Below are 14693 nucleotides of genomic sequence, written 5' to 3' on the forward strand. Positions count from 1 at the left end.
CGCCGCTGCAAAAGCCGTCAGGCGTCTTGCAGTGACTCGCGAAGGTCTTGCTCACATGGCAATGGATGCCATGCCGCTGCGCCGGAGCCGGGGCTCGTATTGACGGGTACAGCGTGTGGGAGCTACTCCCCTTCGAGCGCGCAGACTAGCACGCGCTTTTATCCATTGAATAGCACTTTTAAGCGGCGCTATTCGACCGTGACGCTCTTGGCCAGGTTGCGCGGCTTGTCGACGTCGGTGCCGCGCACCAGGGCCACGTGGTAGGCCAGCAGCTGGACCGGAATGGTGTGGATGATCGGGCTCAGCACGCCGACGTGGCGCGCGGCCCGGATCACATGCACGCCCTCGCTGGGATGGAAGTTGCTGTCGGCATCGGTGAACACGAACAGCTGGCCACCGCGCGCGCGCACTTCCTGCATGTTGGATTTGACCTTCTCCAGCAGGCTGTCGTTGGGTGCGATCACCACCACCGGCATCTCGTCGGTGACCAGCGCCAGTGGGCCGTGCTTGAGCTCACCCGCCGGGTAGGCCTCGGCGTGGATGTAGGAGATTTCCTTGAGCTTGAGCGCGCCCTCCAGCGCGATCGGGTAATGCACGCCGCGGCCGAGGAACAGCGCGTGCTCCTTGGGCGCGAAGTGCTCCGACCAGGCGGTGATCTGCGGCTCCAGGTTGAGCGCGTGCTGGACGCTGCCGGGCAGCCGGCGCAGTGCGTCGATGTAGTCTGCCTCGCCGGCCTCGTCCAGGCGGCCCTGCAGCTTGGCCAGGGTCGCGGTCAGGGTGAACAGCGCCACCAGCTGGGTCGTGAACGCCTTGGTCGAGGCCACGCCGATCTCGGCGCCGGCGCGGGTGTAGTAGACCAGCCGGCTGGCGCGCGGGATGGCGCTCTCGGGCACGTTGCAGATCGACAGAGTGCGCTCCTGGCCCAGCGACTTGGCGTATTTCAGCGCCTCCATCGTGTCCAGGGTCTCGCCCGACTGCGACAGCGTCACCACCAGCGTCTTCGGATTGGCCACGGCGTCGCGGTAGCGGTACTCGCTGGCGATCTCCACCGAGCAGGGCAGCCCGGCGATGCCCTCGATCCAGTAGCGGGCGGTCATGCCGGCGTAGTAGCTGGTGCCGCAGGCGAGGATCAGCACGCCCTCGATGCCCTCCAGCACCTCCGCCGCATCGGGGCCGAACAGCTCGGCGGAGAACTCGCCGGCATCGATCACGCCCTCGATGGTGTCGGCGACCGCACGCGGCTGCTCGTGGATCTCCTTCTGCATGAAGTGGCTGTAAGGGCCGAGCTCCAGCGAGGCCAGCGAGACGTCGGACTGGTGCATCGCGCGTTCGACCGGCTGGTTGTCCGCGCCAAACACGGTCACGCTGTCGCGGGTGATCTCGGCGGTATCGCCCTCTTCCAGGAAGATGACGTTGCGGGTCGCCTGCAGGATCGCGGACACGTCGCTGGCGATGAAGTTCTCGCCCTCGCCGACGCCGATCAGCAACGGGCAGCCCATGCGCGCGGCAATCAGCTTGCCCGGCTCCTTGCGGCTGACCACGGCCAGCGCATAGGCGCCGTGCAACTCGCGCACCGCGGCCTGCACCGCGGTCAGCAGGTCCGCGCCGTGGGTCAGGAACGAGTGGATCAGGTGGGCGATGACCTCGGTGTCGGTCTGCGACTCGAACTCGTAACCCATGGCCATCAGCTTCTCGCGCTGCTGGTCGTGGTTCTCGATGATGCCGTTGTGGACCAGCGCCACGCCCGCGCTCACATGCGGATGCGCGTTGGCCTCGGTCACGCCGCCGTGGGTGGCCCAGCGCGTGTGGCCGATGCCGAGCCGGGCCTGCAGGCCTTCTGCCAACGCCGCGCTCTCCATCTCGGAGACCCGGCCGGTCCGCCGCACGCGCTGCACCTGCTGGTCGTTGATCACCGCGATGCCGGCGGAATCGTAGCCGCGGTATTCCAGCCGCTTCAGGCCCTCGATCAGGACCGGGACCACATCGCGATCGGCGATCGCACCAACGATTCCACACATGACTCGGACTCCTGCAGGTAGCCCCACAGTTTAGCCGGGAAGGTCAACCGGTTTCGCCTGCCGCCTGATCGCAGTGTCCGGACGGACACCCGGAACCGACCGACGGACGCTCCAGCAGCGACAGGAATTTATGTAAATCAATGGCTTGCGCGTTGGCACGGTTGTTGCTTCGTTCTTCGTGCGCAAATTGATCAGCACAGGACCCCAATGAGCATTCGCGACACCTCTGGCCAGGACCAATCCATCGCCGCGCCATCAGTAAAAGTGCGCCAGCGCCGTCGCTGGCTGCTGGCTGGCGCCATCGCGCTCGGCGTCCTGCTGCTGGGAGGCTGGCTGGTGGCCGGCTGGAGCGCCGGCAGCCGCTCGTTTGCCGGCGACCGGCTGCGCGTGGCGACGGTCACCCGTGGCGATCTGGTCCGTGACATTTCCGCCGACGGCCGGGTGATCGCCGCCAACAGCCCGACCCTGTACGCCATCGCCGGTGGCACGGTCACCCTCAACGTGGTCGCCGGCGATGTGGTGAAAAAGGGCCAGCCGCTGGCGGTGATTGACAGTCCCGAACTGCTCAGCAACCTGGCCCAGGAGCAGGCGACCCTGGCCAGCGCGGAAGCCGAAGCCGGACGCGCGACGCTGGATGCGCAGGTCGCACGCTCCGCTGCACGTCGCGCTCTGGACCAGGCCGGCGTCGACCGCCAGGCGGCGGAGCGCGATCTGCAGCGCTACCGCAGGGGATTTGAAGGCGGCGCGGTCTCGCAGATCGACGTCGCCCGCGCGGAGGACGCGCTGAAGAAGAGCGAGCTCGGCCTCGGCCACGCCCGTCGCGAGTTCTCCCTGCAGGGCCAGGGCGCCACGCTCGACAGCCGCAACAAGCAACTGCTGGCCGATCGCCAGCGCGCGGTGGTCAGCGAACTGCAGCGGCAGGTGGACCTGCTGACCCTGCGCGCGCCGTTCGACGGCCAGGTCGGCCAGGTGCTGGTGGACCAGCGCGCCAACGTCGCGGCAAATGCGCCGGTGCTGGGCGTGGTCGACCTGTCCCGCTTCGAGGTGGAAATCAAGGTGCCCGAGAGCTTCGCGCGCGACCTGGCCATCGGCATGTCCGCCCAGCTCAGCGGCAGCGGAGGTCAACCGCTCGCGGCGACGGTCTCGGCGGTGTCGCCCGAGGTGGTGAACGGCGAGGTCACCGCGCGCCTGCGCTTTGCCGACCAGCAACCGGCTGGCTTGCGCCAGAACCAGCGCATGCGCGCGCGCGTCGTGCTGGATACCCGCGAAAACGTGCTGGTGGTCGAGCGCGGCCCGTTCGTGGAGCAGGGCAGCGGCAACCTGGCCTACGTCATGGACGGCAACGTAGCGGTCCGCAAACGCATCCAGACCGGCGTCAGCAGCATCGGCGCGGTGGAAATCGTCGAAGGCCTCGCGGCCGGTGACCGCATCGTCGTCTCCGGCGCGGACCAGTTCGACGATGCAGAGCGGGTGCGTATCAGTGGCCTGTGAGCCGCGTACCCGAAGCCCTTTGCCAATCGCGCCACCCGGATTTTCATCGCCACGCATCCAGCCACATCCCCATTCGTAGCCACGGCTGAGCACCGGCCGACCACACCACGGAGTTCCCATGTTGCACATGCAAGCCGTCACCAAGGTCTACCGCACCGAACTGGTCGAGACCCACGCCCTGCGCGCACTCGACCTGCACGTGCGCGAAGGCGAGTTCGTCGCCGTCACCGGCCCGTCAGGCTCGGGCAAGACCACCTTCCTCAACATCGCCGGCCTGCTGGAAACCTTCACTGGCGGCGTCTACAAGCTCGAGGGCGAGGATGTCAGCACGCTGTCCGACGACGCCCGCTCGAAACTGCGCAACCGCAAGATCGGCTTCATCTTCCAGAGCTTCAACCTGATTCCCGACCTCAACCTGTTCGACAACGTCGATGTGCCGTTGCGCTACCGCGGGATGTCGGCGGCAGAGCGCAAGCAGCGCATTGAAGGCGCGCTGTCGCGGGTCGGCCTGGGTTCACGCATGAAGCACTACCCGGCCGAGCTGTCCGGCGGCCAGCAGCAACGTGCGGCGATCGCCCGTGCGCTGGCGGGCAGCCCGCGCCTGCTGCTGGCCGATGAGCCGACCGGCAACCTGGACTCGCAGATGGCCCGCGGGGTGCTGGAGATGCTCGAGGAGATCAACGCCGAGGGCACCACGATCGTGATGGTCACCCACGACCCGGAACTGGCCGCGCGCGCGCAGCGCGACGTGCACATCGTCGATGGCATGGCGACGGATCTGGCCACCGGGGCATCGCTGTTGCAGCCGCGCGACGAGGCCGCCACAGCGGCCACCCCCTGACGCCTACGGAGCCCTGCCATGTTCGGCTACTACCTCGACCTCGCCCTGCGCAGCTTCCGCCGCAACAAGGTCCTCACCGCGCTGATGGTGCTGGCAATCGCGTTGGGCATCGGCGCCAGCATGACCACGTTGACGGTGTTCCATGTGCTCTCCGGCGACCCGCTGCCGGGCAAGAGCCAGGCGCTCTTCTATCCGCAACTGGATCCCCGGGGAAAGGCCGGCCATATCCCCGGCGAGGAACCAGACGAGCAACTCACCCGCTTCGATGCCGAGGCGCTGCTGGCCGCGGGCAAGGGCGACCGCCAGGCGATCATGGTCGGCGGCAGCGTGTCGGTGGAGCCGCAGCGCGACGGCCTGAAGCCGTTCAACGCCGACGCGCGCTACACCACGGGCGACTTCTTCCCGATGTTCGAGGTGCCCTTCGCCCACGGCAACGGCTGGACCGCGGCGCAAGACCAGTCCCGCGACCGCGTGGCGGTGATCTCCAAGGCACTCAACGACAAGCTGTTCGACGGCGGCAACAGCGTCGGCCAGTCCATCCGGCTGGAGCAGGCCACGTTCCAGGTGGTCGGGGTGATCGACGACTGGCGGCTGACCCCGCGCTTCTACGACCTCAACACCAGCCGTTTCGGCGATCTGGAGCAGGTGTTCCTGCCGTTCTGGACCGCGCGCGACATGAAGCTCGGCCACAGCGGCACGATGAACTGCTGGGGCGATTCGCGCGAAATGGACGAAGGCCAGTACGACCTCAACGCGCCGTGCACCTGGCTGCAGTACTGGGTGCAGCTCGACAGCCCGGCCAAGGCCGAGGACTACCGCCGTTACCTGGAGAACTACTCCGACCAGCAGCGCGCCGCCGGCCGCTTCGAGCGCCCGACCAACGTGCGCCTGCGCAATGTCATGCAATGGCTGGATTTCAAGCGCGTGGTGCCCAACGACGTGCGCCTGCAGACCTGGCTGGCGTTCGGTTTCCTTCTGGTGTGCTTGGTCAACACGGTCGGCCTGCTGCTGGCCAAGTTCCTGCGCCGCTCCAGCGAGATCGGCGTGCGCCGTGCGCTGGGTGCATCGCGGCGGGCGATCTTCGCCCAATGTCTGGTGGAGGCGGGAACGGTCGGCCTGGCCGGTGGCGTGCTCGGTCTCGGGCTGGCCCTGCTCGGCCTGTGGGCGGTGCGCCAGCAGCCTGCCAGCTATGCCGAGCTGGCCCGCCTCGACCCGACGATGTTGCTGACCACCTTCGTGCTCGCGATCGTCGCCAGCCTGCTCGCCGGCGCCTTGCCGGCCTGGCGCGCCTGCCAGGTCACACCCGCCATCCAGCTCAAGAGCCAGTGAGGCCACCCCATGTTTGATATCCGCCCCATCCTGTCGACGCTGCGCCGGCACAAGACCGCATCGGCGCTGATCGTGCTGGAGATCGCGCTGAGCTGCGCGATCATCTGCAACGCCGTGTTCCTGATCGGCTCCCGCATCGAGCGCATCGAGCGCCCGAGCGGCGTGGCCGAATCGGAGCTCGTCCGCATCCAGCTCACCGGCATCGGCAAGGACGACAATGCCGAGGCGCTCAGCCGCGAGGACATCGCCGCGCTGCAGGCGATTCCCGGGGTCAAGGCCGTTGCATTGACGAATCAGATCCCGTTCGGCAACTCCTCCTCAAACACCTCGATCAACCTCAAGCCCGACCAGGAGGTTCCGACGATGAGCGCGGGCATGTACCTGGGTGACGAGCAGTTGCTGGAAACCCTCGGCCTGAAACTGATGGCCGGACGGGACTTCAATAGCGACGAATACGTCGATTACTCCGCACTGAGGTCTCCCGATACGGCACCCGGCATCCCGGCGGTGATCCTGACCCGGGCGACGGCCGAGAAACTGTTCCCCGGCGCGAGCGCGATCGGCCAATCGATCTACGCCATGGGCGAGGAGCCGAACAAAGTCGTCGGCGTGGTCGAGACCCTGATCCGACCCGGCAACGCGGGTCCGGCGGAACTGCACCACTCGATGATCCTGCCGGTCCGGGTGACCTACGACACCGGCAGCAACTACCTGCTGCGCACCGATCCCGAGCGCCGCGAGGAAGTGCTGCAGGCGGCGATCAGTAAACTCGACCAGCTCAACCCGAACCGCATCCTGCTGAAAAACGAGACCTTCGAAGTCCTGCGCGACAAGTTCTACGCCCAAGACCGGGCTATGGTCTGGCTGCTGGTGGCGGTGATCGTCGGCCTGCTGGTGGTGACCGCGCTGGGCATCGTCGGCCTGGCCAGTTTCTGGGTGCAGCAGCGTACCAAGCAGATCGGCGTGCGCCGCGCGCTGGGCGCGACCCGCGGCCAGATCCTGCGCTACTTTCAGACCGAGAACTTCCTGCTGGCCACGGTCGGCATCGCGTTGGGCATGGCGCTCGCCTACGGCATCAACCTGTTGCTGATGGAGCACTACGAGCTCGCCCGCCTGCCGGCGCTGTACCTGCCTGTCGGGGCGGTGGCCTTGTGGGTGTTGGGCCAGGTCGCGGTGTTCGGACCGGCGCGCCGCGCCGCCGCCGTGCCGCCCGCCGTCGCCACGCGCAGCGTGTAGAGTTTTCCGGATGCCCACGGTCCTCGTCATCGATGACAACCCCTCCGTCGCCACTGCGCTGGAGGTGCTGTTCTCGCTGCACGACATCGACACGCGCACTGCGGCCAGCCCGGAGGCCGGCCTCACCGCGCTGGAAAGCGGGGACATCGACCTGGTCGTGCAGGACATGAACTTCCGCGCCGACACCACCTCCGGCGCGGAGGGCATGGCGCTGTTCGGCCAGATCCGCGCGCGGCACCCGGACCTGCCGGTGATCCTGCTGACCGCCTGGACCCACCTGGAGTCGGCGGTCGACCTGGTCAGGGCCGGCGCTGCCGATTACCTGGCCAAACCCTGGGACGACCGCAAGCTGCTGGTCACGGTGAACAACCTGCTGGAGCTGTCGCAGGCGCGGCGCGAGCTGGAGCGGCACCGCCAAGGCGAGCGTCGCCGGCGCGATGCGCTGGCGCGCGAGTACGACCTGTGCGGGCTGGTCTACGCCGACCCCTCCAGCGAGAGCGTGCTGGTGCTGGCCTGCCAGGTGGCGCGTTCGGATTTGCCGGTACTGATTACCGGGCCCAACGGCACCGGCAAGGAGAAGTTCGCCCAGATCGTGCATGCCAATTCGGCGGTACGCGACGGTCCGTTTGTCGCCCTCAACTGCGGCGCGCTGCCCGCCGAGCTGATCGAGGCGGAGTTGTTCGGCGCCGAGGCCGGAGCCTACACCGGCGCGACGCGCGCGCGCGAGGGCAAATTCGAGGCCGCCGACCGCGGCACCCTGTTCCTGGACGAGGTCGGCACGCTGTCCCCGGCCGGCCAGGTCAAGCTGCTTCGCGTGCTGGAAACCGGCCGCTTCGAGCGCCTGGGCGGCAATCGCGAGCGCAGCGTGCAGGTGCGCATCATCAGCGCGACCAACGCCGACCTGCCGGCGCTGATCGCCGACGGGCGCTTCCGCGAGGACCTGTATTACCGCTTGAATGCGATCGAGCTGAAACTGCCCGCCCTGGCCGACCGGCCCGGGGACATCCTGCCGCTGGCACGCCACTTCCTGCCGCCGGGCAAGCAGCTTGATGGCGCGGCCGAGCGCGCGCTGCTCGCCCACGCCTGGCCGGGCAATGTGCGCGAACTGCGCAACACCCTGCAACGCGCCGCGTTGCTGGGTCGCGGCGAGCAGATCGGCGCCGCCGACCTCGGCCTGCCACCGGCGTCGACCGGCGCCGTGGCACGCCTGCCGGCCGCCGGCGCGGTCGATGAGCCCGACCGCGAGCGCATCGAAGCCGCCCTGCACCGCCACGGCGGCGTGCTGGCGCAGGCGGCGAGCGAGCTGGGCCTGTCGCGCCAGGCCTTGTACCGGCGTCTGGACCGCCTCGGCATCAAGCGCGACTGACGGCATGAGCTGGCTGCGCCGACTGCCGATCAGTCTCGTATTCACTGCGCTGGCCCTGCTGCACGTCGCTGGTGTCGCGGCGCTGGCGCTGGCGCTGAGCCAATGGCTGGCGCAGCCATGGATGGCCTGGGCGGCTGCGGTCGCGATCGACCTGCCGCTGCTCGTCTATCACGTGCAGCGCCTGCTGGCGCCGATGCGCTCGCTGTTCCGCGCCTTGGCCGGCACGGTCGCCAGTTACCGCGATGGCGACTACAACTTCGGACTCTCGTCCAACGTGCACGGGGAACTGGCCGAACTGGTGGCCGCGCACAACCGCCTGGGCGACACCCTGCGCGAGCAGCGTCAGGCCCTGGTGGAGCGCGAGTTGCTGCTCGACACGATGGTCCAGAACACGCCCGTGGCGATGGTCCTGATCGACCCGTCGCAGCGGATCGTCCACGCCAACCTGGCCGCCCGCAGCATGCTGGGCGGCGGGCGCCGGCTGGAGGGCCAGTCCTTCGAGCAGCTGGTCGACAACTCTCCGGCGGCGATGCGCGAAGCGCTGGACCGGGGCGGCGATGGCTTGTTCACCGTCGGCGACGCCAACGACATCGAGCACGGCATCGAGGACACCTACCACCTGTCGCGGCGCCAGTTCCGCCTCAACGGGCGCCGCCACGAGCTGGTCCTGCTGCGCCTGCTCACCGCCGAGTTGCGCCGCCAGGAAGTGCAGACCTGGAAGAAGGTGATCCGCGTCATCAGCCATGAACTCAACAATTCCCTGGCGCCGATCGCCTCGCTGGCGCACTCCAGCGCCGCGTTGCTGCGGCGTGGCCAGCTCGAGCGACTGCCTGTTGCGCTGTCCACCATCGAGGAGCGTGCCCGCCATCTGGAAGGCTTCATCCGCGACTACGCGCGCTTCGCCAAGCTGCCGGCGCCGCGGCTGCAGCCGGTGGCGTGGTCATCGTTCGTGGAACGCTTGCGCTCCCAGGTCGAGTTCGTTGCCGAGGACATCCCGGCCGACGACACCGTCAGGTGCGATGCCGCGCAGATGGAGCAGTGCCTGATCAACCTGCTCAAGAACGCCCACGAGTCGGGATCGCCCGCAGATGGTGTGGGCCTGGCGGTACGCCGCCTGCCGCAGCATTGGCGGATCGACATCCTCGACCGCGGCACCGGCATGAACGAGGCCGTGCTGGCCAACGCGTTGCTGCCGTTCTACTCGACCAAGCGTCACGGCACCGGACTGGGCCTGGCGCTGGCACGCGAGATCGCCGAGGCTCACGGCGGCCGCATTGCGCTGCTCAACCGTGAAGGCGGCGGGTTGTGCGTGAGCATGGTGCTGCCCCGCTGAGGGCGTGAGGTCCGACCCGCAGCGGTAGCGCTCAGCTGCGCGGCTTTTTGACCGGCCGCTGCCAGCCCTCGACCACCGACTGGCGCGAGCGCGCGACGCTCAACCGGCCCTCCGGCGCGGGCCGGGTAATCACCGAGCCCGCCGCGATCGTCGCATCCCTGCCGATGCTGACCGGCGCCACCAGCGAGCTGTTGGAGCCGATGAACGCGCCATCCTCGATCGTGGTGCGCGCCTTGTTGACCCCGTCGTAGTTACAGGTGATCGTGCCGGCGCCGATGTTCACCCCGCTGCCGATGACCGCGTCGCCCAGGTAGCTCAGGTGGCTGGCCTTGCTGCCCACCCCGATGCGGGTGTTCTTGATCTCGACGAAGTTGCCCACGTGCGCGCCATCGGCCAGCACCGTGCCCGGTCGCAGGCGTGCGTAGGGACCAATCGCGGCGGCGCCTTCGACCACCACGCCGTCCAGGTCGCAGTGCGCACGCACCTCGGTGCCCGCGCCCAGGGTGACGTCGCGCAGGCGGCAGAACGGGCCGATCCGGACGCCGTCACCCAGGTCCACGCGGCCCTCAAGGACGACGTTGGCGTCGATCTCCACATCGCGGCCGACGGTGACCTGGCCGCGGATATCGACCCGTGCCGGGTCGGCCAAGCGCGCTCCGGCGACGGTCAGTGCCCGGGCCGCGCGCAGTTGAAAGGCGCGCTCGAGCTGGGCGAGCTGCCACGGGTCATTGGCGCCCTCGACCTCGACCGGATCCTCGACGTGGACCATGCCAGCCGGCGCAAACTCCGCTGCGGCGGAGGCGAAGATATCGGTCAGGTAGTACTCGCCCTGGGCGTTGTTGTTCTCCAGCCGCTCCAGCCAGCGTCGCAGCGGTTCGCCGTCGGCGACCAGGATGCCGGTATTGACCGTGCGGATCGCGCGTTCCTGCTCGCTGGCATCCTTCTGCTCGATGATGCGCGCGACCATGCCCTGCGCATCGCGCAGCACGCGCCCGTACCCGGTGGGATCCTCCAGGTCGGCGACCAGCACGCCCACCCGGCCGTTGGACTCGAGCAACCGTTGCAGCGTCTCGGCCCGGATGAGGGGCACATCGCCGTAGAGCACCAGCAGACGCGCGTCCTGCGGCACCGCCGGCATCGCCTGGCGCACCGCATGGCCGGTCCCGAGCCGCTCGGTCTGCTCGGTCCACAGCAGGTCGGAATGGTCGCGGAACGCATCGCGCACCTGCTCGCCGCCGTGCCCGTAGACGATGTGGATGCCGGCCGGCTCCAGCGCGCGCGCGGTAGCCAATACGTGGCCCAGCATCGGGACCCCGGCGATCTTCTGCAGCACCTTGGGCAAGGCTGACTTCATACGCTTGCCCTCGCCGGCGGCGAGGATGACGACGTGCAGGGGGGCGGGCATGCGGACTCCGGCGACAAAACAGGATGGGCGCGGGCGAGCTCGGGGAACTTGCTCTCGCGCCAGTGATTCTAGATTGTTCCTGAAAGCACGGGGAATCCAGGACTCGATAGGTCCACCGGTCGTTGCGTTTCAACTGCCAATTGACGATTCCCGGCTCCCGGCCATCTGCTAGGATTCCGCGGTGCCTCACCCTGCTGCCTCTTCGCGCAGTCCAATGCTTGCCCAAGCGCTGATCTGGGCGGCCGCGGGTGTTTGTTTCTTCGGCCTCGAGTTGACTGCCGACGAGGGTCAGTGGTGGCGCATCCCACGCGAAGCAGCGGCGTCGTCACCATGAGCCTGCCCCGACAGGGACAGCACTACCTGGTCATCGGGCTCGGTCAGTGGCTGCTGGACTGGGCGGTGATGGTCGCGCTGAGCCACTACGGGCTGTCGGTCGAGTTGGCCAACATCGCCGGCCGGGTCAGTGGCGCGCTGATCGGCTTCTGGTTGAACGGGCGCATCACGTTTGCCGGCGACGACACCGTGATCGGCCGCCGCCAGTTGCTGCGCTTTGTGCTGATGTGGGCGTTGACCACGGCGATCAGCACGTGGGCCATGGGCGCGATCAACCACCTCGGCGGCCTGAAGTGGGCGTGGCTGGCAAAGCCGGCGGTGGAAATCGCCCTGGGCGGCGTCGGCTTCGTGCTGTCGCGCCACTGGGTATACCGGCGCTGACGCGCCCGCCTCGACACCACAGCGATGGAAGGCGCAGATACGACAACGCCGGCGCGGGGCCGGCGTCGTCGGTGCCGCGTGTGCGCAGCGTACGTCAGTGCTTCATGTTCCGGCGCAGACGCTCCAGCGCCTGCAGCTGCACGGTCACCTCGGCCAGGCGCGCCTGCGCTTCGGCCACTTCCATCGGCTCGGCACGACGGGCGAGGATGCGCTCGGCCTCTTCCTTGGCGGCGCGCACCGCGGCCTCATCGATGTCCTGGGCACGGATCGCGGTGTCGGCCAGGATGGTCACCACCTGGGGCTGCACCTCGAGGATGCCGCCGGTGACGGCGAAGTCGAGCTGCTCGCCATTGGGCAGGGTCACCACGATCTTGCCCGGCTTCAGGCGGGTGATCAGCGGGGCGTGCTTGGGCGCGATGCCCAGCTCGCCCATCTCGCCGGTCGCCACCAGCATGGTGGCGTCGCCGCGGAAGATTTCCTCTTCGGCGCTGACGATGTCGCAACGGAAGGTGCTAGCCATAGAATTCTCTGCGTGGATCGAAGGTGGGGCGCCCTTCTTCCGCCAACGGAAGAAGAAGCGGGATCAGGCGGCCTCGCCGATGATCTTCTTGCCCTTCTCGACCGCGTCCTCGATGCTGCCGACCATGTAGAACGCCTGCTCGGGCAGGTGGTCGTACTCGCCGTCCACGATGCCCTTGAAGCCGCGGATGGTGTCCTTCAGCGGCACGTACTTGCCCGGCGAGCCGGTGAACACCTCGGCCACGTGGAAGGGCTGGCTGAAGAAGCGCTCGATCTTGCGCGCCCGCGACACGGCCTGCTTGTCCTCTTCGGACAGCTCGTCCATGCCCAGGATCGCGATGATGTCCTTGAGCTCCTTGTACTTCTGCAGCGTGGCCTGGACCTTGCGCGCGGTGTCGTAGTGCTCGTGGCCGATCACGTTGGGATCCAGCAGGCGCGAGGTCGAATCCAGCGGATCCACCGCCGGGTAGATGCCCAGCGAGGCGATATCACGCGACAGCACCACGGTCGCGTCCAGATGGGCGAAGGTGGTCGCCGGCGACGGATCGGTCAGATCGTCCGCGGGCACGTACACCGCCTGCACGGAGGTGATCGAGCCGGTCTTGGTGGAGGTGATGCGCTCCTGCAGCACGCCCATTTCCTCGGCCAGGGTCGGCTGGTAACCCACCGCCGACGGCATGCGGCCGAGCAGCGCGGACACCTCGGTACCGGCCAGGGTGTAGCGGTAGATGTTGTCGACGAAGAACAGCACGTCGCGGCCCTTGCCGCTCTCGTCCTTCTCGTCGCGGAAGTACTCGGCCATGGTCAGGCCGGTCAGCGCAACGCGCAGGCGGTTGCCCGGCGGCTCGTTCATCTGGCCGTACACCATCGCGACCTTGTCGAGGACGTTGGAGTCCTTCATCTCGTGGTAGAAGTCGTTGCCCTCGCGGGTACGCTCGCCCACGCCGGCGAACACCGACAGGCCTTCATGCGCCTTGGCGATGTTGTTGATCAGTTCCATCATGTTGACGGTCTTGCCGACGCCGGCGCCGCCGAACAGGCCGACCTTGCCGCCCTTGGCGAACGGGCACATCAGGTCGATGACCTTGATGCCGGTTTCCAGCAGCGCGTTGGCCGCGGCCTGCTCTTCATAGCTCGGCGACTCGCGGTGGATTTCCCACTGCGCGGTGGCCTCGACCGGGCCGGCCTCGTCGATCGGGCGACCCAGCACGTCCATGATGCGGCCCAGCGTGCCACGACCGACCGGCACCGAGATGCCCTTGCCGGTGTTGCTGGCCACCAGGTTGCGCTTGAGGCCGTCGGTGGAGCCCAGCGCGATCGTACGCACCACGCCGTCGCCCAGCTGCTGCTGCACTTCCAGCGTGATCTCGGTGTTGTCGACCTTCAGCGCGTCGTAAATGCGCGGGACCGCGTCGCGCGGAAACTCGACGTCGACGACGGCGCCGATGATCTGAACGATCTTGCCCTGGCTCATGATGTTTCCTCGTATCTCTGAAGCTGCTTGCGGATCGCACATCGCGGCCGCGGGATTGGGGTGTGGAGTTCCGGACGGAAGCCGGCGGTGCCGCGGTCAGACCGCAGACGCGCCGCCGACAATCTCGGAAATTTCCTGGGTGATCGCGGCCTGGCGGGCCTTGTTGTAGACCAGCTGCAGGTCACCGATCAGGTTGTTGGCGTTGTCGGAGGCGGACTTCATCGCGACCATGCGCGCGGCATGCTCGGAGGCCACGTTCTCCAGCACCGCCTGGTAGACCAGCGACTCGATGTAGCGCGTCATCACGTGATCCAGGACGGTTTCGGCGTCCGGCTCATAGATGTAGTCCCAGTCGTGGCGCGACATCGCCTCCTCGGACGGCGGCAGCGGCAGCAACTGGTCGAACGCGGCGCGCTGGACCATGGTGTTGATGAAATCGTTGTAGCAGATGAACACGCGGTCGATGTTGCCGGCGCTGTAGCCATCCAGCACGACCTTGATCACCCCGATCAGCTGCTCCACCCGGGGCTGGTCGCCCAGGTGGGTCACGGTGGCGAGCATGTTGACCTTGATCCGGCGGAAGAACACCGAGGCCTTCTGGCCGATGGTGACCACGTCGACCTCGACGCCCTGCTGCTGCCACTTGTGGATCTCGCCCAGCAGCTTGCGGAACAGGTTGTTGTTGAGCCCGCCGGCCAGGCCCCGGTCGGAGGACACGATGACGTAGGCCACGCGCTTGGGATCGGCGCGCTCGATCATGTACGGATGCTGGTAGTCGGAGTTGGCCTGGGCCAGGTGTCCGATGACCTGCCTCATCACCCGCGCATACGGGCGCGAGACCTTCATCCGCTCCTGCGCCTTGCGGATCTTGGAAGCCGAGACCATCTCGAGCGCGCGCGTCACCTTGCGGGTGTTCTGCACACTCTTGATCTTGGTTTTGATTTCACGTCCGCCTGCCATCGTCTTT

General features: G+C 67.9%; 12 protein-coding genes. 7 read left to right on the forward strand and 5 right to left on the reverse strand.

Annotated elements, in window-relative coordinates; genetic code table 11:
- Nucleotides 1-188 precede the first annotated feature (188 nt).
- Nucleotides 189-2018: a glutamine--fructose-6-phosphate transaminase (isomerizing) gene (glmS, locus tag INQ41_RS11425; protein ID WP_193984587.1), complete on the reverse strand. Its 1830-nt coding sequence runs from the start codon at nucleotides 2016-2018 to the stop codon at nucleotides 189-191.
- Nucleotides 2019-2225: 207 nt separating this feature from the next.
- Between glmS and INQ41_RS11430 the strand changes: the two genes are divergently transcribed.
- From INQ41_RS11430 to INQ41_RS11455, 6 genes are all read left to right on the forward strand, one after another.
- A complete protein-coding gene (locus tag INQ41_RS11430) occupies nucleotides 2226-3509 on the forward strand; it encodes an efflux RND transporter periplasmic adaptor subunit (protein ID WP_193984588.1) in 1284 nt (427 codons plus the stop codon).
- Between the two features lie 118 nt (nucleotides 3510-3627).
- A complete protein-coding gene (locus INQ41_RS11435; RefSeq protein ID WP_193984590.1) occupies nucleotides 3628-4350 on the forward strand; it encodes an ABC transporter ATP-binding protein in 723 nt (240 codons plus the stop codon).
- 18 nt (nucleotides 4351-4368) lie between these two features.
- The gene (locus INQ41_RS11440; protein ID WP_193984592.1) at nucleotides 4369-5679 is read left to right on the forward strand and encodes an ABC transporter permease; all 1311 of its coding nucleotides are present in this window, start codon (nucleotides 4369-4371) and stop codon (nucleotides 5677-5679) included.
- A gap of 9 nt (nucleotides 5680-5688) precedes the next feature.
- A complete protein-coding gene (locus tag INQ41_RS11445) occupies nucleotides 5689-6915 on the forward strand; it encodes an ABC transporter permease (protein ID WP_193984594.1) in 1227 nt (408 codons plus the stop codon).
- A gap of 10 nt (nucleotides 6916-6925) precedes the next feature.
- On the forward strand, nucleotides 6926-8281 hold the full coding sequence (locus INQ41_RS11450; protein ID WP_193984596.1) for a sigma-54-dependent transcriptional regulator: 1356 nt from the start codon (nucleotides 6926-6928) through the stop codon (nucleotides 8279-8281).
- A gap of 4 nt (nucleotides 8282-8285) precedes the next feature.
- Entirely contained in the window at nucleotides 8286-9614 is a 1329-nt protein-coding gene (locus tag INQ41_RS11455) for a sensor histidine kinase (RefSeq protein ID WP_228076598.1), read from the forward strand.
- Nucleotides 9615-9645: 31 nt separating this feature from the next.
- Here the strand turns inward: INQ41_RS11455 and glmU are convergent, their stop codons facing one another.
- A complete protein-coding gene (gene glmU / locus INQ41_RS11460) occupies nucleotides 9646-11019 on the reverse strand; it encodes a bifunctional UDP-N-acetylglucosamine diphosphorylase/glucosamine-1-phosphate N-acetyltransferase GlmU (protein WP_193984598.1) in 1374 nt (457 codons plus the stop codon).
- Nucleotides 11020-11349: 330 nt separating this feature from the next.
- Here glmU and INQ41_RS11465 point away from each other — a divergent pair, with 330 nt between their 5' ends.
- Nucleotides 11350-11733: a GtrA family protein gene (locus tag INQ41_RS11465; RefSeq protein ID WP_193984600.1), complete on the forward strand. Its 384-nt coding sequence runs from the start codon at nucleotides 11350-11352 to the stop codon at nucleotides 11731-11733.
- Between the two features lie 94 nt (nucleotides 11734-11827).
- On the opposite strand, the gene INQ41_RS11470 is transcribed toward INQ41_RS11465, so the two are convergent.
- The 3 genes from INQ41_RS11470 to atpG all read right to left on the reverse strand — a co-directional run bounded on the left by INQ41_RS11470 (nucleotide 11828) and on the right by atpG (nucleotide 14686).
- Nucleotides 11828-12253 carry a F0F1 ATP synthase subunit epsilon gene (locus tag INQ41_RS11470; RefSeq protein WP_193984602.1) on the reverse strand — a complete coding sequence of 142 codons (426 nt, stop codon included), beginning with the start codon at nucleotides 12251-12253 and terminating at the stop codon, nucleotides 11828-11830.
- Nucleotides 12254-12316: 63 nt separating this feature from the next.
- The gene (atpD, locus tag INQ41_RS11475; RefSeq protein ID WP_193984604.1) at nucleotides 12317-13726 is read right to left on the reverse strand and encodes a F0F1 ATP synthase subunit beta; all 1410 of its coding nucleotides are present in this window, start codon (nucleotides 13724-13726) and stop codon (nucleotides 12317-12319) included.
- 96 nt (nucleotides 13727-13822) lie between these two features.
- Nucleotides 13823-14686, reverse strand: coding sequence for a F0F1 ATP synthase subunit gamma (gene atpG / locus INQ41_RS11480; protein WP_193984606.1), 864 nt, complete (start codon nucleotides 14684-14686; stop codon nucleotides 13823-13825).
- Between the last annotated feature and the right edge of the window lie 7 nt (nucleotides 14687-14693).

Source organism: Lysobacter ciconiae (genome assembly GCF_015209725.1).
GTDB lineage: Bacteria > Pseudomonadota > Gammaproteobacteria > Xanthomonadales > Xanthomonadaceae > Novilysobacter > Novilysobacter ciconiae.